Genomic DNA, 23485 nt, shown 5'->3' on the forward strand with positions numbered 1-23485 from the left:
GAGGTTCGATTCCATCCACTCCCGCGCGACAGGTTCCGCAGCGACCCAAACGTTGAGAGACGGATTGAGATCACGGGCGACGCCTTCGACGATCACCATGCTCTTCTGAAGCAGGATCAGCTCTGGCCGCGTCTGCATGTCGAAGACTTCGGTGTAGGCGAAGAGCTGGCCCAGCAGATCCGCCATCGAGATCTCTTCGGCTGTCCGGCCCTGGATCGGTTCGCCGATGGCGCGCATGGCCTGCGCGAACTCCTCGACACTGTGATGCGGGGGCACGTAGCCCGCTTCGAAATGAATGGCGGCGGCGCGATGGTAGTCGCGTGTGATGAGGCCATGCAGGATTTCGGCAAGGAAGCGGCGCTCCGGCAAACCCAATCGGCCCATGATGCCGAAATCGACCGCGACGATCTTGCCTTGATCGTCGACGAACAAATTGCCCTGATGCATGTCGGCATGGAAGAAGCCGTCGCGCATCGCGTGGCGAAGGAACGAGCGAAGCACCGTGAAGCCAAGTGCGGCCGTATCGAAGCCTTTTTCCTTAAGCTTCTCGCGCTGAGCGATCGGGGTGCCGTCGATCCATTCGACGGTCAGCACGCGCTTTGCCGTTCGCCGCCAATCAATTTCGGGAACGCGGAAGCCTTCGTCGTCCTTGATGTTGGACGCCATCTCGGAGATGGCGGCGGCCTCCAGCCGCAGATCCATCTCGAGGTCGGTCGTGTGCTTCAGGTTGTCGACGACGGCCACGGGCTTCAGGCGTCGCGCGGGCGGGTAGAAGCGCTCGATCAAGCGAGCGGCGAAGTAATAGCTGTCGAGATCGCGATTGAAACGCTTTTCGATATTCGGACGCAGGATCTTTACGGCGACGGTTTTCCTGACGCCGTTGTCGAGCACGCAGGCCTTGTGAACCTGCGCGATCGATGCGGCGGCGACAGGTGGGCCGAACTCAATGAAATGATCCTCGAGCTTGCCGCCGAGCGCGCGTTCCACCGCTTCCCGAGCTTCGGCCATCGAAAATGGCTCGGCCTTATCCTGCAGATTTTTCAGGTCATCCGACAACTCCGGTCCGATGACGTCGGCGCGCGTGGCAAGAAACTGACCGAGTTTCACGTAGCTCGGGCCAAGTGCAGTCAGCGCCGTCGCGACCCGCGTCGAACGGTTTTCGTCCTTGCGGAAGGGGGCAGCCACGACTTGGATCGGCAGCGTGGCGAGACGAGCGATCTTCAGGGGCAGCGGCACCGGCATGCCCTTTGGCACGAACCGGACGCCGTGTTGGGCCAGCACGAAACCGGCGCGCGCGAGTCTTAGCGTGTTGAGAAGCGCTCCGGGCATCGTCGTAATTTCGTCGTCCTAATATTTGCAGGCGCAGTCCCGGCACATTGCGCCGCAACCAAGTCCGGTCAAGTGTAGCCGGCTCAAGGGGTAAAAACCGTTAAGCGGAGCCTCGGTTGCTTGATGGAGATGCCAGGGTTGCCATACAACCTGCGGACAAAGAAATAGCGCCCGGCGGATTGCCGCGGGCGCTATTTTGATGATGTGCCGGTAGTCTTTAGAGTTTGCAGAAGGTCGCGCGGCCGTGACAGGTGACCATGCCGCCGTTCGGGCTGCAGCGATACTTCTTGTTGATCACTTTGTAGCCTTCAACTTGGCCGTTCGCCAGAAAGCCCGGCCATAGACCCCAACTGACGTTCTGGACCATCGTTTCCATGGCGAACCAGCGCGCGGAATCGGCCGACGACGAGGTCGCGACGGCGCCCTTCGTTACGCAGCCTCCAGCGTTGGCTGCGCCGGCGCTCAGCGAAACAACGGCTACGGCAATTGCAGAGAGCAGTATCTTCGTCTTCATGAGTCCCACCTCCAAAGAAGAAATCATTCTTCCCGTCCCCGTGTGGAAGCTATGAATCGAGGATGCCAGCGTCAACGGAAGTTGCGCTGTTGGAGCTAAAACGTAGTTCAGATGTGGCCGATCAGATCTTCCAACCGCCGTGGATCGCGGCGATGCCGCCCGTCAAATTGCGGAAGCTGACGCGAGCGAAGCCGGCTTTCCGGATGAGCTCCGCGAAAGCCTCCTGTTTCGGGAAGCGGCGGATGCTTTCGACAAGATAGCGATAGGAATCGGCATCGCCAGCGGCCCATTGGCCCAGTCTCGGAATGACTTCAAACGAGTGGAAGTCGTAGGCGCGATCGAGAAGTGGCACGCGGCATTCGGAGAATTCCAGGCAGAGGAAACGGCCGCCCGGCTTCAAGACGCGATAGGCCTCGGCGAGCGCCTTATCGATGTGGGTCACGTTGCGAATGCCGAACGCGATCGTGTAAGCGTCGAAGCTTGCGCTCTCGAAGGGCAATTCCTCGGCGTTACCCTCGACGCAGCTGATGCGACTGTCGAGACCAGCATCGGCGATGCGGCGCTTGCCGACTTCGAGCATCTCCGGACTGATATCGCAAATGACGGCGGTCGCATTCGGGCCCGAGTCCCTGGCATAGCGGATCGCAATGTCGCCAGTGCCGCCTGCAACATCCAGAAGCTTGAACGGCGCGACGCCACGCGGCGCGTTGAGCATCGTGATGAGCTCACGCTTCCAGAGGCGGTGCAAGCCACCCGACATCAGGTCGTTCATGAGGTCGTAGCGATCGGCGACGGACGCAAAGACCTTGTTGACGAGGCCCTGGCGGTCGCCCTCGGGGACGGTGCGGAAGCCGAAGGACGCGGTGCCCTGGCTTGCGTTTTCTGCGTTCTGATCCATATCCGGGACCATAGCCGCTGCGGCGCCGCCGCGCTATCGTCGCGGCGTCTCATCGTCAATTTCAGGTGTCCGTGTTCATGCCGGAGCTTCCGGAGGTCGAAACCGTGCGGAGGGGGCTCGCGCCCGTGTTGGTGGGCAGCCGGGTGGCCAAACTCGACGCGCGCCGCCCAGACCTGCGCTTTCCCCTGCCAGAGCAGTTCGCAAGGCGTGTCGCCGGCCAGAAGATCGTGGGGCTCGAGAGGCGCGCGAAGTACCTGATCGCGCGTCTGTCAGGCGGGGAAGATCTCGTCATGCACCTCGGCATGACCGGCCGGTTTTCGATCATCCACGACGGGCACGTCGATAGGCCGGGCGAGTACATCCACGAGACCGGTCCTGATCCCGCGCACGATCATGTGGTCCTGCATCTCTCGGACGGGACGCAGGTCGTCTACAACGACCCGAGGCGGTTCGGATTCATGGTCATGATGCCGCACGAGCTGCGCGGCGAGCATGCGCTGTTCCGCAAACTGGGCGTCGAACCTTTGAGCGATGAATTGACAGCCCAGTATCTCGCATCGCGGGCGCTGGGCAAAAAGGTCAATCTCAAAGCCTTCCTGATGGACCAGCACGTCATCGCCGGGCTGGGCAACATCTATGTGTCCGAAGCTCTGTACCAGGCGCGCCTGTCGCCGGACCGTGCCGCCTCGAGTTTGGCGACCGCGCGCGGGGCTCCGACCGATAAGGCGGTGCGGCTCGTCGCGGCGATCAAGGACGTGCTCGAGCGCGCGATCGCTGCCGGTGGGTCCACGCTGCGCGATTACCGCGCGGCGGATGGCCAGAAGGGCGCCTTCCAGGAGCGATTTTCTGTTTATGACCGGGAAGACACGGCGTGCAGAACGGGAAATTGCAAGGGCAAGATTCGTCGTGCCGTACACTCCGGACGCGCGACGTTTTATTGTCCGCGCTGCCAGCGCTGATCCTTCAACTCGCTGCGGTTTGGTGTTCGCTCAAGGCGGCGTGAGTCTTGATCAGGATCACGCTGATGCACATGATCGCGAAGCCGCCACCCAAGAACAACTGGTTTGCGGCCCAGTCCCCTTTGTGCGTCACGAGCTTGCCGGCGCCGATCAGCCAGAGGAGGCCGATCCCGATCAATAGCGCTTGATAGCCGGCGATGCGCGCCATGCGGTCCATCGCCAATTGCTGGGAAGCAGCTGACCGGGGATCCGACAGCCGCAGCGCTAGGTAGCCGTAAAGAACCGCGAACAGGACGCACGCCGAGCCGTACTCCCAGCCGTGCTGCCAGCGAACGCTGGTGAAGAGATAAACGGCGTAAAAGGCCAAGCCGCACCAGAGAAAAGCAACGGCGATGAGAAGCATGTTAATGGCCAGCGCCTCATGCTGTGCTGGTTTTTGCGATGCTGAATCAGAACCGGTTTCGCGCCAGAGCGGCGCGTTCGTGCGGATCGCCGCCAAGCTGATGAAGATTGCAAAGACCGCAGCCACGATTGCCGATTCCACGCGCTGGAAAGATCCTGCGGCGATGTACATTGCGCCGAGGGCGACCGCGAGCATCAAGAGCAGCAATGGAAGCGAAGGGCGCAAGGTCATCTTGGCGAAGTCCCCGGTTGATGGCGGGCGTCGAGCCTGAAACTCAGACGCGCGCGCGGGACCGTAACGCATCAACGCTGATGGCAGCAATCGCCAGCGCGCCGAAGAAGAAGATGTTGCAGCCTGCCCAGTCGGCATGCGTTTCCGCGCGGGGAAATTTGTTGTCGACGAAAAGACTGATAATTCCGGCGATCATTCCGATCAGCTGCGCCTGCACCAGCACACGGCCGACGCGAACGAGTGTGTCGTCGGTCCGGCCGGCGGCCCGGTCCCGATCGAGCAAATTGGCGAAGCCGACGCTCGCCACGGCGGCGAACGTGAAGCCGATGAAGAACTGCCACCACTCGTGCCACTGCTTGTCGATTATGAAGACGTACGTGAAGAGCACCGAGAGGGCTGCCCAGGCCCAAACTAGGCCGAGATAGCGGGCGGTGGAGCTTGCGACTGCACCATTGGGCGCGCCGATGGCTTTGAGGTTCTCGTGGTCGCGGATGGCGAGCACCGCCAGGACGAGGCACACGCCAGCCGCGGCGAGCATCTGCAATGTCGGCTGGCCCGCGGCGGTCGCCAAGATGGTCGCGCACACTGCGGCCGCGAGTGAAAAGAGCCAACCGATCAAAGACAGCATGCGATGGGAAGCCTCCAGCAGGCAAAACGATGGTATTAAGTAGGAAGCCTCTAGCGCATCCCTAGCCGCGGCGCGCTGCGACCCGGGGGTCGGGGCTTGCGAAGAAGTTTGGATGTTGTGTCAGATTCGCGCTTTTCCGTGTGCGCTTGATTGACCGGGGAGGCGGGGCCGGGTATACCCCCGGCAAACCGTGCCTGGCGCGAAAGCCCCGGGCCGACCATTCATCTTTTCAACCCTTTGCCTCGCTTAGCAGTTTGCGAATGCGACGGCGCATTCGCAACTAACGTAAGGACATTCCTATGGCTAACACGTCGTCGGCAAAGAAGGCCGCGCGTCAAATGACCCGCCGCACCGACATCAACAAGTCCCGCCGTTCGCGGGTGAAGTCGGAGGTTCGGACCGTCGAAGAGGCGATCCAATCCGGCGATCAGAAGAAGGCTCTGGCCGCGCTCGCAGCCGCCGAGCCGGTCCTTGTACGCACAGCTCAGAAGGGAATGATGCACAAGAAGACCGCGAGCCGGAAGGTTTCCAGGCTGGCTCAGCGTGTCAAGGCCATGAGCGCATAACACACTTGTGAACAGGGTGGGCAATTTTCCTCCCCGTTGCATATTCGTCACGGTAAAGAGCGGGTCCGAAAACGGGCCCGCTGTTTTTTTAGCGTCATTAAACCCCGGGAATCCCGGGCTAGAACGACGATGATCATTGGCCGGAGGATGAGTCCCCACGCGCTTTTTCGGTGAGGGGTCAAAAATAAAATGACATATGGGTGACGGCTGTTGCGGGCACGACACCAGACAAAGTCACGGTGGAAAAACTCGAAGAGAGTCAGCGCCTTTATTCACAGTTCTTGCGATTTGACTCGCGTTTTCACCAGTACCTGTGGACAACTTTGTGGTGCCGCTTCCGCCTCAATCGCGACGCAGAGGCGCTTGTCGAAAAGAAGGTTAAGGGATAGTAAATTTGGCAGTGGATGGCAGCGGGGTAAAAGCGGTCGTTCGCACAGGTAAGTTCGACGAGCGTAGCTTTCGGCTCCAGAGGGTTCTGGATGCGCTGAAAGCATCGTCAAATAGGTAAAGACCTGCATCTCTACTTGGGCGTTGCTTCGGCGAGCTCAAGAGCAGCTTGGTATTGTCTGGGTTTTCTCAGAGTTGCCTTGAAGCGGGTCTTTATCTCTACTGTGTAACGCGTGAGGGGAACTCGTGGAAAATGGTGAGACTCCGGGAGTCGAGGACGTGTCCGTCCTCGATACTTGGAAGCGTCTCGAAAGCGATCCGACGGCGGTCCTCGTGGACGTGCGAACGCGCGCGGAGTGGGCGTTCGTCGGTGTTCCGGATCTCTCGAGGATCAACCGGGAGGTCGTGCTGATCGAGTGGCAGACGTTCCCGGACAACCGGATCGCTGCAGATTTTACTGAGCGACTCGAGGCGGCGCTGGCTGCCCGGGGAGCCGAAAAAAGTACTGAGATTTTTTTTCTGTGCCGCTCAGGCGGCCGTAGTCGAATGGCTGCAGAAGCAATGACCGCGGCGGGATTTCGCCGTTGTCGCAACGTCAAGGAGGGCTTCGAAGGACCTTTGGATTCTGGCCACCATCGCAGCCAAATCGCCGGCTGGAAATTCTCCGGACTCGATTGGGTGCAGGGCTAGCAAGACACTTTTCGGAAGACGACACGGCAAGGCATCGGACGGCAGAGGGTAATGCCGGTCGATGAAGAGGGGGGACGCTTCCGGGCGTCCCGCGTTATCAGCGGGAGTAAATCACTATGCAGGTAGCACAACAGGCAGAGTCTCAGGGCGCCGGGACGGGGCGCGATGCGGAGACCCCGGCAAGCGCTGTCGAGGGCCGTGGCCACAAAGTTCGCGCCATGCTCAAAGTCCAGCTCGGCGACGAGGTCTATTCGAGCTGGTTCAAAAGCCTGGAATTCGAAAGCTTCGATGGGCGGATCGTCAAGGTTTCGGTGCCGGTCAAGTTTGTGCGCAACTGGATCCAAGAGCACTATTCCGAACATCTGCTGCGCTGTTCGCGCGTGGAGTTCCCGACCGCCGAACGTGTCGAAGTCGTTTGGCGTCAGCCTGGCGTCGTGCAGCAGAAGGCGGCCGAAGTTCGCGCTGAGGCGGCAAATTCAGCGACCGCGGCTACCGCGCCTGCAATGCATGCCGACGCTCCCCGCCCCGCCAGCGCGCTCAGGGCTCCGATCCTGCCCGTACAACGGACGTCTGCGGGCGGTCTGGAAGGTTCGCCGCTCGATCCGCGCTACACATTCGACAGCTTCGTCGTCGGCGCATCCAACCGGATGGCGCATGCGGGCGCCACGCAAGTTGCCGAAACGGTTCTGACGGGCGCTCCCGGCTATAACCCACTCTACATTCATTCCGCGGTCGGGCTCGGCAAGAGCCATCTTCTTCATGCCATCGCCTGGGAAGTGAAGAAGCGCGCGCCCAATGCGCAGGTCCTTTACCTCACGGCCGAGCGCTTTCGTTATCAGTTCGTGGAAGCTTTGCGGTCTTCCGATCCACTGGCCTTCAAGGAGCGGTTCCGCAACATCAACATGCTGCTGATCGATGACCTTGAATTCCTCCAGGGCGAGCGCACGGAGCAGGAATTCGATCACATCATCAACGCGCTTCTCGATGGCGGCAAGCAGGTGGTCGTCGCTTCGGCCCGTGCTCCCAACCAGATCGAGCGCTTGAATGAGCGGATGCGGTCGCGCTTGCAGCGTGGCCTCGTCACGGAACTGCAGTCGCTCGACCACGAGCTGCGGCTCAAGGTTCTGGAAAAGCGCCTGGCAGAGAAGCGCGCTGCCGATCCTTCTTTCTCGCTATCGCGCGACGTCATCGATCTCCTGGCGCTTCGCCTGACGGAAAACGGTCGCGAACTCGAGGGCGCTGTCACGCGTCTCTATGCTACGTGGCAGTACATGCGCACGCCGATCACGCTCGACATCGCCGAGACGGTGATCCGCGATCTCGTGCAGAACCTCGAGCCGCGCCGGATCAAGATCGAAGACATCCTGCGCATCATCTCGCGCCACTACGGCGTGTCGAAGGGCGATCTGCTGTCGCAACGGCGTCATCGTTCGGTCGTCTGGCCGCGCCAGATCGGCATGTACCTTGCCAAGCACCTCACGGCCCGTTCACTGCCCGAGATCGGGCGGCGGTTCGGCGGTCGCGACCACACGACCGTTCTGCACGCGATCCGCAAGATCGAGGGCGAGATCAGCAAGAATCCGAACCTCGGAGACGAGCTTGAGGAGCTGAAGAGGCTTCTCAATCACTGACCGCAAAGTCACCCCTTGCGGCCTGATGCGACGTGAGGCCGGCATTTCAACCCCCTGGAGTGCCGGCCTTGCCATGTGGAAAGCGCCGTTGAGCGGCGCGATCACGCAGATTATGCGCTGACCCATACATCTTACTTGAAAAGCCGGCTTCTTTCGGGTCTGATCCGGCTCCGCGGGCGATTCCGCCCATGGGCGCGTCTGCGCCAAAATTCGTCTTTTGTGCGTGATGCTGCAGCGAGCCCGGGGCAGCTGCTCCGCGCACGCTTCCATAGCTGAGGAAAACGATGCGTCTCGAGATCGAACGTGGGGAACTCTTGAAGGCGCTGAGCCATGTCACGAGTGTCGTCGAACGCCGGACCACGATCCCGATCTTGTCGAACATCATGCTCAAAGCCGCCGGCGACGCTTTGATGTTCAAGGCGACGGATCTCGAACGCGAAGTGAGCGAGAGCGTGGGCGCCAAGGTGACCGCCCCGGGTACGCTTACCGTTCCCGCGCACGTCCTCCACGATATCGTTCGCAAGCTTCCCGACGGCGCGGAGATCGAGATCAAGCGCGACGGCGACAAAGAGCGCCTGACGATCACGTCCGGGCATTCGCGCTTCAGTCTGCAGACGCTTTCGGCCGACGATTTTCCCGATCTTGCCGTCGGCGAGATCGGACACGAGTTCACGATGGAAGCAGGCGATCTCAAGCGGCTCATCGACAAGACGCGGTTCGCGATCTCGACGGAAGAGACGCGCTACTATCTCAACGGCATCTACCTGCACACGGCAGAGACAGCTGGGACGAAGGTGCTTCGGGCAGTCGCCACCGACGGTCATCGCCTGGCGCAAGTCGAACTGCCGCTGCCAAAAGGCGCGGAGGGCATGCCTGGCGTGATCATTCCGCGCAAGACGGTGCATGAAGTTGCGCGATTGCTCGAAGATTCGAGCGCGAAGGTGAAGGTTGGCGTGTCGCAAACGAAGGTGCGGTTCGAGATCGGCTCGGTCGTGCTGACGTCGAAGTTGATCGACGGCACGTTCCCTGACTATGGCCGCGTCATTCCGCACAACAACGACAAGGAAATGAAGGTGCCGAACGCCTCGTTCAAGGCGGCCGTCGACCGCGTGTCGACGATCGCGAGCGAGCGTGGACGCGCCGTGAAGCTCAACGTCAGCAAAGACAAGCTGATCCTGACCGTGAACAACCCGGAAGGCGGCAGCGCGACGGAAGAGATTACCGTCGGCTACAGCGCTGGGCCTTTGGAAATCGGTTTTAACGCGCGTTATCTGCTCGACATCGCCGATCAGCTGGAAAGCGAGGATGCCCGCTTCCTGCTTGCCGATCCGGGCTCGCCGACCATGGTGCGCGACGGTGGCGACGGCAGCGCGCTCTACGTGCTGATGCCGATGCGGGTGTGAGGCTTTTGCCTCTTACCTCTGCCCATTACTGCGCTCAATGGTGAGAGGGTCAGGGTGAGGGGCGGCCACGCTTCAGCAGTTGCGCCTTTCGAGCTCGTACAACACCGCAGCCAAGACGCCGTCGATATTTTCAATCCCGCCGAGATTTTGGATCCGGACAATTTTGTAGCCTAGGTCCCGTGAGCGTTGGTCGCGCTCGCCGTCACTGGCGATTTGGTCTGGGTTCCATGCGTTCCGCCGTCAATTTCGACAATGAGACGTTGCTCGCGGCAGGCGAAATCCACGAAATACTGCTCGATCGGGAATTGGCGGAGGAACTTAAAGCCGCCGAGGTGGCGATCTCTCAACTGGAACCAAAGCGTATCTTCGGCTGAGGTCCCGTTGGCGCGGCTTCCGCGCATCGCTTGGCTCTCGTTGGTATTACCGCTCTGCAGCCCCTCACCTAGAACCCTCTCCCTTCGAAGCGGTAAGAGAGGACGGCACTTATATTTTAAACTCTGCCGCGTGGTGATAAGCGCATCCAATGACCATTCCAAATGCACTCTGGGTCGAGCGGCTGACGCTGACGAATTTCCGAAGCTACGCGTCGGCGAGCGTGACGACCGACGCCGGCCCGCAGGTAATCGTCGGCGCGAACGGGTCGGGCAAAACCAATCTTCTCGAAGCGCTGTCGCTACTTTCTCCCGGGCAGGGGCTTCGGCGTGTACCGTTCGTCGATCTGCCGCGCGCGTTGGGGGATGGCGGTTTCGCGGTTGCGGCCCGTGCGCATACGCTCGCCGGGTCGGCTGACCTTGGCACGGGCCTTGCGCCCGTCGCCAAGGAGCGTGGCGAACGCGCGGGTCGCATCGTCCGCATCGATGGCGTCGCGCAGTCGGGTTCGGGCGTTCTTGCCGACTACCTGGAAATCGTGTGGGTGACGCCGGCGATGGACGGGCTCTTCACGGGGCCGGCGTCCGAGCGGCGGCGCTTTCTTGACCGGCTGATCCTTTGCTTCGATCACGGCTATCGAATGATCGCGGGCCGGTTCGAACGAGCCATGACGAGCCGCAATCGCCTGCTGGCCGATGGCGTGCGCGACAACGCGCAGCTCGCCGGTTTCGAACAAGTGATGGCTGAAACGGGCATCGCCGTCGCGGCGGCGCGGCTCGAAGCAGTGGCCGCGATGCGCGGGATCGTCGAAAAGCGCCGTGCACGCGATCCGAACTCCGCGTTTCCCTGGTCGGCGTTCCGGCTCGAGGGCGAGATCGAGGACGACCTTGGCCGTATGTCGGCAGTCGAAGCGGAAGATGCCTATGCGAGAACGCTGCGGGAGACGCGCGAACGCGATCGCGCCGCAGGTCGAACGCTCGACGGGCCGCACCGCTCGGATCTTATCGTCGAACACGGACCCAAGGCGCTCGAAGCGCGGCACTCATCGACGGGCGAGCAGAAAGCCCTGCTGCTCGGGCTCGTTCTCGCTCATGCCGAGCTGTTGACCGAGCGGCAGGAGGGCGCGGCGCCGATCCTGCTGCTCGATGAGATCACGGCCCATCTCGATGTCCACCGGCGAGGGGCCCTGTTCGAGGAAATTCTGCGTCTTGGCGCCCAAGCGTGGATGACCGGAACCGACGCGGATGCGTTTTCGGCGCTTCGGCAAAAGGCGCGATTCTGGGGCGTGAACGAGGGAAAAATCGAGGCCCTCGGGTAGGCCGCCCGAGAGGGACAAACGGCCACATCCAAGCCCCCATGCAAAACACTGAAATGGCTGACGTTTTTGGTCTGGAAATCTGACGATTTCTTGCGGATTTTGGAGCCCGTTTGTGCTATTGAAAACGATCGAAGTTCCGTCCGCTGAGAAAGCCCCGAAATGACCGCCCAACCGCTCAAGAAAACGCCTGCCGAGGACTATGGCGAAGACAGCATCAAGATGCTGAAAGGGCTCGATGCGGTTCGAAAACGCCCCGGTATGTATATCGGCGATACCGACGACGGTTCGGGTCTGCATCACATGATCTACGAGGTCGTCGACAACGGCATCGACGAGGTGCTGGCAGGTCATGCGAAGTCGTGTCTCGTCACGCTCAATCCCGACGGCTCGTGCACAGTGCGCGACGATGGCCGGGGTATTCCGACCGGGATCAAGCGCGATGACGATCACGTGCCGAAACGCTCGGCCACGGAAATCGTCTTTACCGAACTTCACGCGGGCGGCAAGTTCGACCAGAATTCCTACAAGGTCTCCGGCGGCCTGCATGGCGTCGGCGTGTCCGTCGTCAATGCGCTCTCGACGTGGCTGAAGTGCCGGGTCTGGCGGGATGGCAAAGAGCACTTCATCGAATTTCATAACGGCAATGCCGTCGCGCCGCTCAAGGTCGTCGGTGATGCGGGCGAAGAACGGGGCACCGAAGTCTCGTTCCTGCCGAGCACCGAGACGTTTCACAACGTCACCGAATTCGACTTTGCGACGCTCGAACATCGTCTGCGCGAACTTGCGTTCCTGAACTCGGGAGCCAAGATCGTGCTTACCGACGCGCGCCACGCCGACGTGAAGCGCGAAGAGTTCATGTACCACGGCGGCACCGCGGCTTTTGTTCGCTACCTCGACCGCTCGAAGACGTCGGCGCTCGCTGAGCCGATCCTCATCAACGCCGAAAAAGACGGGATCACCGTCGAAGCTGCGCTGTGGTGGAACGACAGCTACCACGAGAACGTGCTCTGCTTCACGAACAACATTCCGCAGCGCGACGGCGGCACGCATCTCGCCGGTTTCCGAGGCGCGCTGACGCGTATCGTCAACAAATACGCGGAAGAGTCGGGTCTCGCCAAAAAGGAGAAGGTCAATCTATCGGGCGACGACGCGCGCGAAGGTTTGACGTGCGTGCTCTCTGTCAAGGTCCCGGATCCGAAGTTTTCTTCGCAGACGAAAGACAAGCTGGTGTCGTCGGAAGTTCGCCCCGTGGTGGAGGCGGCTGTCGGCGATCAGCTTGGCGCGTGGTTCGAAGAGCATCCGAAAGAAGCCAAGGTCATCGTCGGGAAGATCGTTGAGGCAGCGCTGGCGCGCGAAGCCGCTCGCAAGGCTCGCGATCTAACTAGGCGCAAGGGCGCGCTCGACGGACTGCGGCTGCCCGGCGGTCTGGCGGAATGCCAGGATCGCGACGCATCGAAGACGGAGCTTTTCATCGTCGAGGGCGACTCCGCAGGCGGCTCCGCGAAGCAGGGCCGGAAGCGCGAGTTTCAGGCTGTTCTCCCGATCCGAGGTAAGATCCTGAACGTCGAGCGGGCCCGGACAGACAAGATGCTGTCGTCGGAGCAGGTGACGAACATCATTGCCGCGCTCGGCACCGGAATTGGCCGCGACGAGTTCAAGCTCGACAAGCTGCGTTATCACAAGGTCATCATCATGACCGACGCCGACGTCGACGGCGCGCATATTCGAACGCTGCTGCTGACGTTCTTCTATCGGCAAATGCCCGAGCTGGTCGACAAGGGTCACGTCTATATCGCTCAGCCGCCGCTCTACAAAGTGGCGAAGGGCAAGGCGCATTCGTATCTCAAGGATCAGCGCGCGCTCGAGGACTATCTGATCGACCAAGGTCTGGTCGACGCGGTGCTGGTAACCGGTGATGGCATTGAGCGTGCTGGCCGCGATCTTCGCGACATCGTCGAGCAGGCTCGCCAGATTGCGGGCGGCATCAACGGCTTGCATTCACGTTACAATCGCGACGTGGCAGAGCAGGGCGCCATTGGCGGCGTGTTCGATGCCGCCATCCTGAATACGCCATCGGCGGAAAAGGCAAACGCGATCGCCGAGCGCATCGCCAAACGCCTGGATTCGATCGCGGAAGAAATGGAGACCGGCTGGGAAGGCCGTTACGGCAACGACGGTTACATTTTCAAGCGCGAGGTTCGCGGCGTCACCGAAGTGCACATTCTCGATCGCGCGCTTCTTGGCTCACTCGACGCGCGCAAGCTCAATGAGCGGCACGCGCATCTCGTGGAAGTCTACGACACGCCAGCCAAGCTGAAGCGCAAGGACAAGACCGATATTGTCACCGGGCCGCGCTCGCTGCTCGACGCCGTGTATGAGACGGGCCGCAAGGGGCTCGACCTGCAGCGCTACAAAGGCCTGGGCGAGATGAACCCGGAGCAACTCTGGGAAACGACGCTTGATCCGGACGTCCGCACGCTGCTGCAGGTGAAGGTCGGCGATCTCGCGGAAGCCGACGAGATCTTCGCCAAGCTGATGGGCGATGTCGTTGAACCGCGCCGCGACTTCATCCAGGAGAACGCGCTCAACGTTTCGAACCTCGACGTTTAGCGTCGCCGGCTACCGCACGACCGAGTAAGTCGTCTCGATCGTGCGGCGGCCATAGCGGGCGGCGTTCTTTTCGGCGTGCCGCTTCAAAAGCGCGATGTTCTTCAGGTTCGATTTGTAAGCGATGTCGGCAAGGTCGCCGACCAGAGGGATGCTGCCCACCACCGTGTCGAGCGTCGTGTTCATCGCCATTCGGGCAATGAGCCAGCGCGGTGCGCCGAGCCGACGAGCTTCCCAGATGATATAGCTCGCGATCGCGCCCGAAATCGCATCGCCGATGACGGGGACGAGGCCGAGGACGGCGTCGAGGCCCATCACGACATTCGTGCCGGGGATGCGAATGGCGCTGTCAAGCATCTTGGCCAGCGCTTCGATGCGCGCAAAGCTTTCGTCGAAGTCGCCAGGAGCCGCTCGGCTCGGGCTCGCCCCGCCGAAACGTGGCTGCTGCAGTCTTTCGAAGACAGATGACATGGGCCTGAGCCGTTCCTTCTCTCACACGCCGCAAGGGAACGTGATGTGGGGACGACAAGTTCCGGCGCAAGCCCAGTGTCGCGAAATGCGCTGCGGGCTTTTCACACGCGCTTGCGGCCGGGGAGCGCTCGCGTTTCGGTTCCGGCCTTCGTCGCTGCGCCTTGGAGATCGTTGCGGAATTCGTCGCGCTTCTCGTGGATCGACGCGATGACGAGACCGGTTGGAATGCCGAGGCCGACAAGAGCGGCTTCGGACAGCTGCAAGCTTGCCTCGATCGTTTCGGGCACGGCATCGTTGACGCCAATTTCGTAAAGGTGGCGCGCATGCGCAGCGTCCTTGGCGCGGGACACGATGAGAAGGTTGGGATGGCGCGGGCGGATCGCCTTCACGATGGCGTCGATTTCCGATTGGGTGTGGATCGTGATGATGACCGCTTTGGCGGCGTCGAGCCCGCAGTGTTCGAGGAATTCGACGTTGCGGACGTCGCCGTAATATACGGGCTTGCCTTCGGCGCGCGCGTTGGCGACGAGCCCTGGAGCGCGATCGACGGCAATGTAGCGGATGCCGTGCTCGGCGAGCAGATCGCCGATCAGCTGGCCAACGCGGCCATATCCGACGACGAGCGCCTTCACGTTGATTTCTGTCGCGGGAGACGCTGTGAGCGCGGGATCGACCGTGGCGGGCGGCGCGTTTCGCTTGGAGAGCCAACGCCCGAGGCGGGCGCATGCCGGGATGAGCGCCATAGTGAGCGAGACGGACGTGAGAAGAATGCTCGTCAGTTCGCGACTAACGAGATGGGATTCGAGTGCGAGCGTCAGGATGACGAAGGCGAACTCGCCGCCCGGCGCGAGCAGAGCCGCGGTTTCTAGCGCTGCGCCGCGCGCGACGCCGAAAAGGCGGGAGAGGCCGTAGATGATGCCGGCCTGAAGACCGAGCAGGCCAACGGTTGCCGCGAGAATCGCCGCAGGGGCCGAGACGAGCGATTTCAGATCGAGCTGGGAGCCGACCGAGAAGAAGAAGACGCCGAGGAGCAGGGACTTTATGGGTTCGATCGTGGTTTGCACCGCGCGGCGGTATTCCGTTTCGGCGAGCAGCAGGCCGGCGACGAAGGCGCCGAGCGCGAGCGAGAGGCCGGCGGCGGCCGTGACGAACGCGGTGCTCACAGCCACGAACAATGTCGTGGCAATGAACAAATCTTCGTTTTGCGTTTGCGCGACGAGACGAAACAGAGGCTTCAGGACGTAACGGCCGACGCCGACGATGGCGACGAGCGCGGCGCAGGCCTGGACGATGGCGGTCAGGATACCGAGGAACAGAGAGCCCTTGTTGCCCGGCTCGAGAATGCCGATCAGGATCAAGATCGGGACAACGGCGAGGTCCTGGAAGAGCAGGATCGAAAAGCTGGTTCGGCCCACGGTCGTGGAAAGCCGCTTCTGGTTGGCGAGCATCTCGATGACGATCGCGGTCGAAGACAGGCAGAGCGCCGAACCGATCACCAACGAAATGACGGGCGGCTGGCCGAGGGCGTATGCAACCAGGCCAATGAGCAGCGCCGAGACGACGACCTGCGACGCGCCAAGTCCGAACACGAGGCGGCGCATCGTCGACAGACGTTCGAACGAGAGCTCAAGTCCGATAATGAAAAGCAGGAAGACGACGCCCCATTCAGCGAACTGGGATAGCCGTTCCGTATCGGTAATCGTCAGCCAGGTGAGTTGCGGAACGTATGGCGTGAGTGCGCCGAGGCCGCCTGGGCTCAGAAAGGCGCCCGTCAGAAGGAACGCTAAAACCGTGCTGACCCCATAGCGATGCAGCAACGGCACGACGACACCGGCGGTGCCGAGAACCAATAGCGCGTCCTTGTAGCTTGCCAGATCGCCCGCCGCCGACATCACCTCTCCTTAACAACCGTAAAGACTATGACGCCGGGCGCCACGCCGCGCCACAGGGCATTTGTGCTCGCTCCTCAGCCTGCTGAGGTTTCGCGTCGTTACAACTCGCGCTGCCGCTCGCGCGTCATCGGCGGACTTAACGTCGCCTTAGCCAACACAGGATATCTGTTGGAGTATCTGTCCGCTCGTGCCGGATTTCGGCGCGCGGCAGCGAGGAGGGGTTTGCGCCTTCGAGGGTTTGAAAGTGTTTCGCGCGATCGCTGCAGTCTTGCGTCTCGCACTGTGGCTGGTCCGCAGGGTGCTCATCGGTCCGGGCCGTAAGGGAACGGCTGCCGATGCTCCGACGCCGACGCTGCCCGGATCGTTTCAGTCTGTGGCATCGCAGGCTTTCAGTGCGGATCATACTGCACCGGAACCGCCGGTTACCGCCCCACCAGCTGTGGCAGCGGTGCCCCGATGGAAAAAGCTCAAGCTTCAATATCGCGTGGCGCTGGGAACAGGCGTGCTCGTCACCGGGCTCGCAATGCTCCTGTTCGCTTTCATGATGGTCTATTACACCGTCATCTTTCCGGATCCGTTGGCATTGCGCAACGCCGCTCATGCGCCGCTCGTCCGCGTTCTGGCGCGTGATGGCTCAACGCTCGCGGAGCGGGGTGCGCCGCACGAATACGTCCCGCTCGACAAGATCGCCAAGGCGTTGCCTGCGGCCGTCGTGGCGACCGAGGACCGCCGGTTCTTCGATCACTACGGGGTCGATCCCGTCGGCATGCTGCGCGCGATGTTCGCCAACCTCAGGGCCGGGCGCTTCGCTCAGGGCGGCTCGACGTTGACGCAACAGCTGGCGAAGAACCTATTCCTGACGCAGGATCGAACGCTGTCGCGCAAGATCGCCGAGCTTGGTCTGGCGCTCTGGCTCGAAATACGGCTCAGCAAACCCGAGATCCTCGAGCTCTATCTCAATCAGGTCTATTTCGGCGGCGGCGCCTATGGCGTCGAAGCCGCCAGCGAAAGGTATTTCGACAAGCCGGCGAGCGAACTCACCATTCCCGAAGCCGCGTTGATCGCGGGGCTTTTGAAAGCGCCCTCCAAATATTCGCCCGCGGCCAGCCCCGGCGCCGCACGCGCACGGGCGCGCGTCGTTATCACGAAGATGTTCGACGCGGGCTTCATTTCCGAGGCGCAGGAAACGCAGGCTCTGGCGCAGACGCTGGTCTTCAACGAACAGAAGGTGGCCAAGACATCGACCGATTCCGGCTATGTGCTCGACTATGTTCTCGATCAGCTGCCGGCAATCGTCGCTGATGATCAGCAGAGCCTCATTATTGAAACGACGATCGACAAGACCTTGCAGCGCCGCACGCAGGAAATCGTCACGCAGACGCTCACGCAAAGGGGCGAGGCTTACGGCGCCACGCAGGCGGCGCTGACCGTGCTCGATGCGAACGGCGGCATTCGCGCCATGGTCGGCGGCGAGGACTATGCGGAAAGCCAATTCAATCGCGCGATAAAGGCAAAGCGCCAGCCCGGCTCGGCGTTCAAGCCCTTCATCTATCTGTCAGCGCTCAACAAAGGCATGACGCCGGACAGCATCGTAGAGGATGGGCCGATCACGGTCGGCGGATGGTCGCCGAAGAACGACAATGGGCAATATGCCGGCCCCATTCCGATCCGTCGCGCCATCGCGCAATCGATCAACACCGTCGCGGTCAGGCTCAATCAGTCGATCGGCAAGGGAACGGCGATCGATCTTGCGCAGAGGCTCGGGGTCAAGTCCGAACTGCACGACGGGCCTTCGCTCGCGCTTGGCACGTCGGAAGTCACGCTGATGGAAATGGCCGGCGCGTACGCATCGTTCTCGAATGGCGGACATCCGGTTACCCCGCACGCGATCACGCGCGTTACCACCGAGAGCGGCCGCGTTCTCTTCCAGTACGAACCGCCCGCCAATGTTCAGCCGATCGCGGAGGCCGAACGCATCGGTGCGCTGAACGACATGCTGAACGGCGCCGTCGTCTATGGGACGGGGAAGCGCGCGGCGCTCGCGGATCGACCGGTCGCAGGCAAGACAGGAACGACACAGGATTTTCGCGATGCCTGGTTCATGGGCTACACCGCTCAGCTCACGGCGGGCGTGTGGGTTGGCAACGACAACGGCAAACCGATGAACCGCGCGACCGGTGGCAGCCTGCCTGCCGATATCTGGCGGCAGGTGATGCGCGCTGCGCACGAAGGTTTGCCGTCATTGCCGCTGCCGGGAACCGTCCCATCGAACCCAGAAATGGAAATTGCGGTCTGGGGAAGCCTGGCCTCAGGTTCGCGTCAGCGCGTCGTCGAGGCGAAGCAAATGGTGCCCTGGCAGCGCGATCATAATCGGCCGTCAGAGGCGGCGCAGTTTTCTCCGGTCGAGTCGGCGCCTGTGCCCGCAGCGCCAGCGGCTTCACGCGCCTCGCATCCGGCGAACGGCATCGGTGAAGATTTCATCGAGCAAGCGCTCGAAACGACGCCCACTAAGGGTGAGAAACCGGCAGCGGTCATTACGCCGAACTCGGCGCAAGTCCGAAGCGGGACAATTCCGCTCAGCAGCCTGCGGTGATATCAGTGATCGCGGCCGCGCGCTGGGCCGTAGCGATGTAGATCGGGGCCCAGGACCTGAAGCCAATCTTTGGCGGCTTCGAACTCTGGGCAGATCTTCTTTACGAGTGCCCAAAAGCGCGGGCCATGATTCATCTCGATGAGATGAGCAACTTCGTGAGCGGCAACATAGTCTAGAACGAACGAGGGCGCGAGGATCAATCGCCAGGAGAACGATAGCGCGCCCGTCGTCGAGCATGAGCCCCAGCGGCTCGTCTGATCGCGCACGCCGATACGCTTCACCTTCACGGCCAGCGGCCCCGCGTGCTTTTCGACGCTCGCGGAGAGATCCCGCTTGGCTTCTTCGAAGAGCCAGCGCGTGAGGCGATTGGAAGCGAGGGTCTTGTCGCCTGGGACGATGATCGAGGGACGTGCGCCGTTGCGCTTGTCGATCGAGATGACGCGCGAACGCGTATTGCCCGTGAAGGCGATCATATGAGGGACGCCGCGCAGCGGCATCGCGGCGGCATCTTCGAAAGGAACATGGTTCGGCAAACTGTCGAGACGCGCCCGCACCCAGTCGATGTGGCGGTTGAGGAAACTTCCCGCTTCGTCGAGATCGCATTGCAGGGGAAGCGTGACGATGACGGCGCGGCGTGTACGACTGACGCGCAGCGTCAAGCGACGGGCGCCCGGATGTCTACGTACTTCCAACTGCGCGCCGATATCTTCGAGGCGCACGGATCTGTTTTTTGAATTCAAGTCGATGGCGCGTCGCCCGTTCATGATCCCCATGCGCTCTGCCCCCAAAAGCCGACGCGCATCCAAGTGATGCTACGAAGTACTGATCGCGTTTGCTGGATCAATACAGCACTAAAATGACCTATCAAGGTTCGCGTCGTCGCTCCAGTTTCAATGTCACACTGATGCGCCAGCATGTGAATGTGTGGCGGACGGGTCTCAGCATGAGGTACAGCATAACTCAATCAAGAGAGCGCCTTGTCTAATGCGAGCGTGAGTTGATCAACGTCGTTCGTGTGCGGTATCGGCGCAACTAACGCTCCATCTTTGCCCATCAAATAAAAGATCGCGGAGTGGTCGATGGTGTAGCGGGTCGGATCCTTGTCGTCCGGAACCTTCTGATAATAGACGCGATATGCTTTTGCGGTCGCAGCGATGTCGGCGTCGCTGCCGGTCAAGCCGACGAGATGTGGGTTGAATGACTTGACGTATGTTGCGAGCCGTTCAGGCGTGTCTTGCGCAGGATCGAGCGTGATGAAAACCGGGACGATGTCTTCGGCGCGCTTGCCTAGCTTGTCGAGTGCAGCGGACATCACCTGCAGGCCCGCGGGGCAGATATCAGGACAATTTGTGTAACCGAAGAACACCAGCATGTACTTGCCGCGGTAATCCTTGTCGGTGACGTGCTTGCCAGTCTGATCGATGAGAGTGAATGGTCCACCGACGGACGGCTTGCCGCTGACCGCGGTCTGGTTGTCGGTTGATGGCGCGCCGGGACGGAGTGCGAGGAATCCGAGAGCGACGCCGGTCAAGAGACCTGCAAAGGCGAGCGCCATGGTCGTGCGGTTCATTACTTCAATGTCTCCGTCGGGCGTTAGCTAAGTCGATCGTTTATCATTGTCGAGCGATCGCCATTCGCGGCACTCGCCTGTAAGCAGGCCTCTCAATGGACTGCGCATGCCTTCTGTGGACTCGATGGCGGCGAGAAGATGGTCCTACGTGGGATCAAGCTCACATGGGGTACTACGGCAATCCTGGCAATGCTAAACATCCTTCTCATCGGGTAGTATCGAGCACGGCGCGGGCGCCGTGACTGTGCGACCTGAAGTCACGACGTCGTAAACTGGAATGTTTCGCTCATGAGAACGTCAACCGATGGTCCGCCTGCGGCGCCCCTGTTCAAGGGCATCGTCAACGAGCGCGAGAGCCAACTTCGGCTCGTGACGAGCGTACGCCTGCGCTGGGTCGCGGTGCTCGGTCAGCTTGCGGCGATCGCAGCGGTGACACTGCTCTACGGCTTTCCGCTCAACATTGGAAGCTGTCTCATGCTGATCGCGCTATCAGCATGGCTTAACGTCTTTCTCTCCATTCGTTATCCGGCCCGATACCGCCTCACGACTCGTTTCGCTTTCGTGCTTCTCGCCTATGACGTGCTGCAGCTCGCCGCTCTCCTGTATCTTACGGGCGGAATTCAAAATCCGTTTGCGATCCTGATGGTAGCGCCGATCACGGTCGCCTCGGCAACTTTGCCACCGCGCTACACGGTGTTCCTCGGCAGCATGGTGATCGTCGCAGGGCTCGTGCTGATCGACCATCATCATCCGCTGCCGTGGTATAACGGCACGCGGTTCGATCTGCCGCGCGATTACAAGATCGGGGCACTCATCGCCCTCATCTCCTCGATGGCGTTCATGGCATTCTTCACGTGGCGCCTCAACAAGGAATCGCGGCAGATGTCGGCGGCGTTGGCCGCAACCGACATGGTGCTGGCGAGCGAACAGCGTCTCCATGCGCTCGACGGTTTGGCCGCAGCGGCCGCGCACGAACTCGGCACGCCGCTCTCGACCATCGTTCTCGTCTCAAAGGAACTGGAGTACGAACTCGGCAGCGACAGTCGCTATCGCGAGGATCTTCAGCTTCTGCACAGCCAGGCGCGCCGCTGCCGTGAGATTCTTCAGAAGCTGACGCGCAAGCCCGACGAACAGGATCCGATGCACGCCAGCCTGAGCGTCGTCGAGCTCCTGGAAGAAGCATCCGCTGTTCATCGCGCGGCAGGCAAGCGGATCATCATCTCGGCAAGTCCTCTGCCAGGTCTTGATGATGAAGTGCGTATCGAGCCTGTCGCGCACCGGCGTCCGGGCGTGATCTACGGATTGGGCAACCTCATCGAGAACGCCGTCAGCTTTGCACAGTCGGAAGTGCAACTTTCGGCGCGGTGGAACGGCTCGCACGTTTTCTTCACCATCACCGACGACGGGCCTGGGTTCGCGCCGGAAATGATGGACAGCATCGGCGAGCCATACATCACATCGCGCCGGTATGAGGAAAACGGCGAGCAGGGCCATTCCGGGCTGGGGCTTGGTCTTTTCATAGCCAAGACGCTGCTCGAGCGGTCCGGGGCGACGGTAACCTTCAGCAATCTGACGCCGCCCCGGCGAGGGGCTAACGTCCAGATTTCATGGCCAAGAACGGCTTTCGAGCTGCCTCCGGGTGCTTTCAACTGGCCCGGGCGCCGGGGCATGCCCTTGAACGTCGCTTAAGCTGGCAATTTGCCGTGAAAGACCTATCTTCTGTTGCCCTTCGAGTAACCTTTTGGTTGGGTTTTTGCTTGCTTAAGGGGTTGCAGGGCTTTAGGCCGCGTAAGATTATAGCCAGTCGTGTAAAAAGCAGACGGATAAACCGTGAACCGGGAGGCTCCCTTGGTTACCGAAGACCTGTCCTTCAAGCAGGATGAATTGCCGGCCGACCGCTCGCTGGTCATCGTCGACGACGACCGGTCATTCCTGCAACGTTTGGCGCGGGCAATGGAGCTTCGCGGATTCGAAGTGCGCTTCGGGCATTCGGTTGCCGAAGGCGTCGATCTGATCCGAGAGAAAGCGCCGGCATTCGCGGTCGTCGACATGCGTTTGGAAGATGGATCGGGTCTGGATGTCATCGCGGAGCTTGCGAAGGCACGTCCGGATTCACGCGCCATCGTGCTGACGGGCTACGGCAACATCGCAACGGCGGTTTCGGCGGTGAAGCTCGGCGCTGTGGACTATCTCGCGAAACCAGCTGATGCCGACGATGTCACGGACGCGCTGCTTGCGCCGACCGATGCAAAGGCGCCGCCGCCGGAAAATCCCATGTCGGCCGATCGCGTGCGGTGGGAACACATCCAGCGCGTCTATGAGCTTTGCAATCGCAACGTCTCGGAGACCGCGCGCCGTCTCAACATGCACCGTCGTACGCTGCAGCGCATTCTCGCCAAGCGCGCGCCGAAGTAAGCGCTGTTCGCGATTTTCTAAACTTCGCCGAGCGTGACGCTCGGATCGATCTGCGCGAGGAGGCGCATCGATGCCGTGCGCGCGATCGACAAGGTTAACGCCTTGCGGCGCGCCGGAGCCAGCGTCTGCACGGGTGGCGGGCGCACGAGTTCACCGCCATAGGCGTCCGCCAGGATCAGTCCCGCGTCGGTGGGTAAGATCTCGGAGGGAAAATCCGGCGCAACCGCGAAGAGAAGCGCGTCGCAAAACTCCCGGTATTCCGGCCACTTCAGATCGGCGCGAAAGTCAGCGACGCTCGATTTTATTTCGACAATCCAGATCTCGCCGTTGCGCCTCAAAGCGAGAACATCGGCGCGCCGCCCGCTCGCAAGAGTGACCTCGCTCAGGCTTTCGAAATCCAGGGTGCGGAGCAGGCGCTGGGTGCCGCGGAGAATCGTCTTGGCGCGTTCATAATCGCGGGCTTTGTCCGCTATCGGGACAAGGTCGAAAGGTTTCGTTGAGGAAGGCGATCCGTCGGTCATGGTGCCGCCATTATGACCGTGCGACTGTTGCAGACAAGCGGGCAGCGTCGGCGGCGGCTTCGATGCTCGACATCGCGTCGGAATGGGGTC

Annotated in this window: 21 protein-coding genes; 10 read left to right on the forward strand and 11 right to left on the reverse strand. The window is 61.5% G+C overall.

Annotation, left to right across the window (positions count from 1 at the left end):
• The 3 genes from ubiB to ubiE all read right to left on the reverse strand — a co-directional run.
• The coding region (ubiB, locus tag EKK30_RS11245) for a 2-polyprenylphenol 6-hydroxylase (RefSeq protein WP_290984809.1) at window positions 1–1329 on the reverse strand (1329 nt) is incomplete at its 3' end.
• Window positions 1330–1546: 217 nt separating this feature from the next.
• A complete protein-coding gene (locus tag EKK30_RS11250; RefSeq protein WP_290984812.1) occupies window positions 1547–1843 on the reverse strand; it encodes a hypothetical protein in 297 nt (98 codons plus the stop codon).
• A 121-nt stretch (window positions 1844–1964) separates the two neighbouring features.
• Window positions 1965–2741, reverse strand: a complete 777-nt coding sequence (gene ubiE, locus EKK30_RS11255) for a bifunctional demethylmenaquinone methyltransferase/2-methoxy-6-polyprenyl-1,4-benzoquinol methylase UbiE (RefSeq protein ID WP_290984815.1) — start codon at window positions 2739–2741, stop codon at window positions 1965–1967.
• 77 nt (window positions 2742–2818) lie between these two features.
• Here ubiE and mutM point away from each other — a divergent pair, with 77 nt between their 5' ends.
• Window positions 2819–3700 carry a bifunctional DNA-formamidopyrimidine glycosylase/DNA-(apurinic or apyrimidinic site) lyase gene (gene mutM / locus EKK30_RS11260; RefSeq protein ID WP_290985289.1) on the forward strand — a complete coding sequence of 294 codons (882 nt, stop codon included), beginning with the start codon at window positions 2819–2821 and terminating at the stop codon, window positions 3698–3700.
• Between the two features lie 4 nt (window positions 3701–3704).
• Here the strand turns inward: mutM and EKK30_RS11265 are convergent, their stop codons facing one another.
• Together EKK30_RS11265 and EKK30_RS11270 are read right to left on the reverse strand one after the other, a co-directional pair.
• Window positions 3705–4334, reverse strand: a complete 630-nt coding sequence (locus EKK30_RS11265; protein WP_290984817.1) for a hypothetical protein — start codon at window positions 4332–4334, stop codon at window positions 3705–3707.
• Between the two features lie 43 nt (window positions 4335–4377).
• On the reverse strand, window positions 4378–4962 hold the full coding sequence (locus tag EKK30_RS11270) for a hypothetical protein (protein ID WP_290984820.1): 585 nt from the start codon (window positions 4960–4962) through the stop codon (window positions 4378–4380).
• A 299-nt stretch (window positions 4963–5261) separates the two neighbouring features.
• On the opposite strand from EKK30_RS11270, the gene rpsT reads away from it, so the two are divergent.
• The 4 genes from rpsT (at window position 5262) to dnaN (ending at window position 9639) form a co-directional block, all read left to right on the forward strand.
• Window positions 5262–5528, forward strand: a complete 267-nt coding sequence (rpsT, locus tag EKK30_RS11275; protein ID WP_290984823.1) for a 30S ribosomal protein S20 — start codon at window positions 5262–5264, stop codon at window positions 5526–5528.
• A 666-nt stretch (window positions 5529–6194) separates the two neighbouring features.
• Window positions 6195–6605, forward strand: coding sequence for a rhodanese-like domain-containing protein (locus EKK30_RS11280; protein ID WP_290984826.1), 411 nt, complete (start codon window positions 6195–6197; stop codon window positions 6603–6605).
• A gap of 218 nt (window positions 6606–6823) precedes the next feature.
• The gene (dnaA, locus tag EKK30_RS11285; RefSeq protein WP_290985292.1) at window positions 6824–8236 is read left to right on the forward strand and encodes a chromosomal replication initiator protein DnaA; all 1413 of its coding nucleotides are present in this window, start codon (window positions 6824–6826) and stop codon (window positions 8234–8236) included.
• Window positions 8237–8520: 284 nt separating this feature from the next.
• Window positions 8521–9639 carry a DNA polymerase III subunit beta gene (gene dnaN, locus EKK30_RS11290; RefSeq protein ID WP_290984829.1) on the forward strand — a complete coding sequence of 373 codons (1119 nt, stop codon included), beginning with the start codon at window positions 8521–8523 and terminating at the stop codon, window positions 9637–9639.
• A gap of 170 nt (window positions 9640–9809) precedes the next feature.
• On the opposite strand, the gene EKK30_RS11295 is transcribed toward dnaN, so the two are convergent.
• Window positions 9810–10040, reverse strand: a complete 231-nt coding sequence (locus tag EKK30_RS11295; protein WP_290984832.1) for a DUF559 domain-containing protein — start codon at window positions 10038–10040, stop codon at window positions 9810–9812.
• Between the two features lie 122 nt (window positions 10041–10162).
• Here EKK30_RS11295 and recF point away from each other — a divergent pair, with 122 nt between their 5' ends.
• Together recF and gyrB are read left to right on the forward strand one after the other, a co-directional pair.
• Window positions 10163–11326 (forward strand): DNA replication/repair protein RecF, encoded by a 1164-nt coding sequence (recF, locus tag EKK30_RS11300; RefSeq protein ID WP_290984835.1) that lies wholly within the window; start codon window positions 10163–10165, stop codon window positions 11324–11326.
• Between the two features lie 159 nt (window positions 11327–11485).
• Entirely contained in the window at window positions 11486–13936 is a 2451-nt protein-coding gene (gene gyrB, locus EKK30_RS11305) for a DNA topoisomerase (ATP-hydrolyzing) subunit B (RefSeq protein WP_290984838.1), read from the forward strand.
• Window positions 13937–13945: 9 nt separating this feature from the next.
• Here gyrB and EKK30_RS11310 read toward each other — a convergent pair whose 3' ends face one another.
• Both EKK30_RS11310 and EKK30_RS11315 read right to left on the reverse strand, forming a co-directional pair.
• Window positions 13946–14404, reverse strand: a complete 459-nt coding sequence (locus tag EKK30_RS11310) for a DUF4112 domain-containing protein (RefSeq protein ID WP_290984841.1) — start codon at window positions 14402–14404, stop codon at window positions 13946–13948.
• Window positions 14405–14505: 101 nt separating this feature from the next.
• Entirely contained in the window at window positions 14506–16296 is a 1791-nt protein-coding gene (locus tag EKK30_RS11315) for a cation:proton antiporter (RefSeq protein WP_290984844.1), read from the reverse strand.
• A gap of 244 nt (window positions 16297–16540) precedes the next feature.
• Between EKK30_RS11315 and EKK30_RS11320 the strand changes: the two genes are divergently transcribed.
• Entirely contained in the window at window positions 16541–18889 is a 2349-nt protein-coding gene (locus EKK30_RS11320) for a transglycosylase domain-containing protein (protein WP_290984847.1), read from the forward strand.
• Window positions 18890–18891: 2 nt separating this feature from the next.
• Here the strand turns inward: EKK30_RS11320 and EKK30_RS11325 are convergent, their stop codons facing one another.
• Together EKK30_RS11325 and EKK30_RS11330 are read right to left on the reverse strand one after the other, a co-directional pair.
• Window positions 18892–19662: a SprT family zinc-dependent metalloprotease gene (locus EKK30_RS11325; RefSeq protein ID WP_290984850.1), complete on the reverse strand. Its 771-nt coding sequence runs from the start codon at window positions 19660–19662 to the stop codon at window positions 18892–18894.
• A 191-nt stretch (window positions 19663–19853) separates the two neighbouring features.
• A complete protein-coding gene (locus EKK30_RS11330; RefSeq protein WP_290984853.1) occupies window positions 19854–20459 on the reverse strand; it encodes an SCO family protein in 606 nt (201 codons plus the stop codon).
• Between the two features lie 288 nt (window positions 20460–20747).
• On the opposite strand from EKK30_RS11330, the gene EKK30_RS11335 reads away from it, so the two are divergent.
• Window positions 20748–22148, forward strand: a complete 1401-nt coding sequence (locus tag EKK30_RS11335; RefSeq protein WP_290984857.1) for an ActS/PrrB/RegB family redox-sensitive histidine kinase — start codon at window positions 20748–20750, stop codon at window positions 22146–22148.
• Window positions 22149–22307: 159 nt separating this feature from the next.
• Entirely contained in the window at window positions 22308–22874 is a 567-nt protein-coding gene (locus EKK30_RS11340; protein WP_035575650.1) for an ActR/PrrA/RegA family redox response regulator transcription factor, read from the forward strand.
• 17 nt (window positions 22875–22891) lie between these two features.
• On the opposite strand, the gene EKK30_RS11345 is transcribed toward EKK30_RS11340, so the two are convergent.
• A complete protein-coding gene (locus tag EKK30_RS11345; RefSeq protein ID WP_290984864.1) occupies window positions 22892–23395 on the reverse strand; it encodes an MmcB family DNA repair protein in 504 nt (167 codons plus the stop codon).
• Window positions 23396–23485 lie beyond the last annotated feature (90 nt).

This window comes from Hyphomicrobium sp., from assembly GCF_003987855.1.
In the GTDB taxonomy this organism is placed as follows: domain Bacteria; phylum Pseudomonadota; class Alphaproteobacteria; order Rhizobiales; family Hyphomicrobiaceae; genus Hyphomicrobium_B.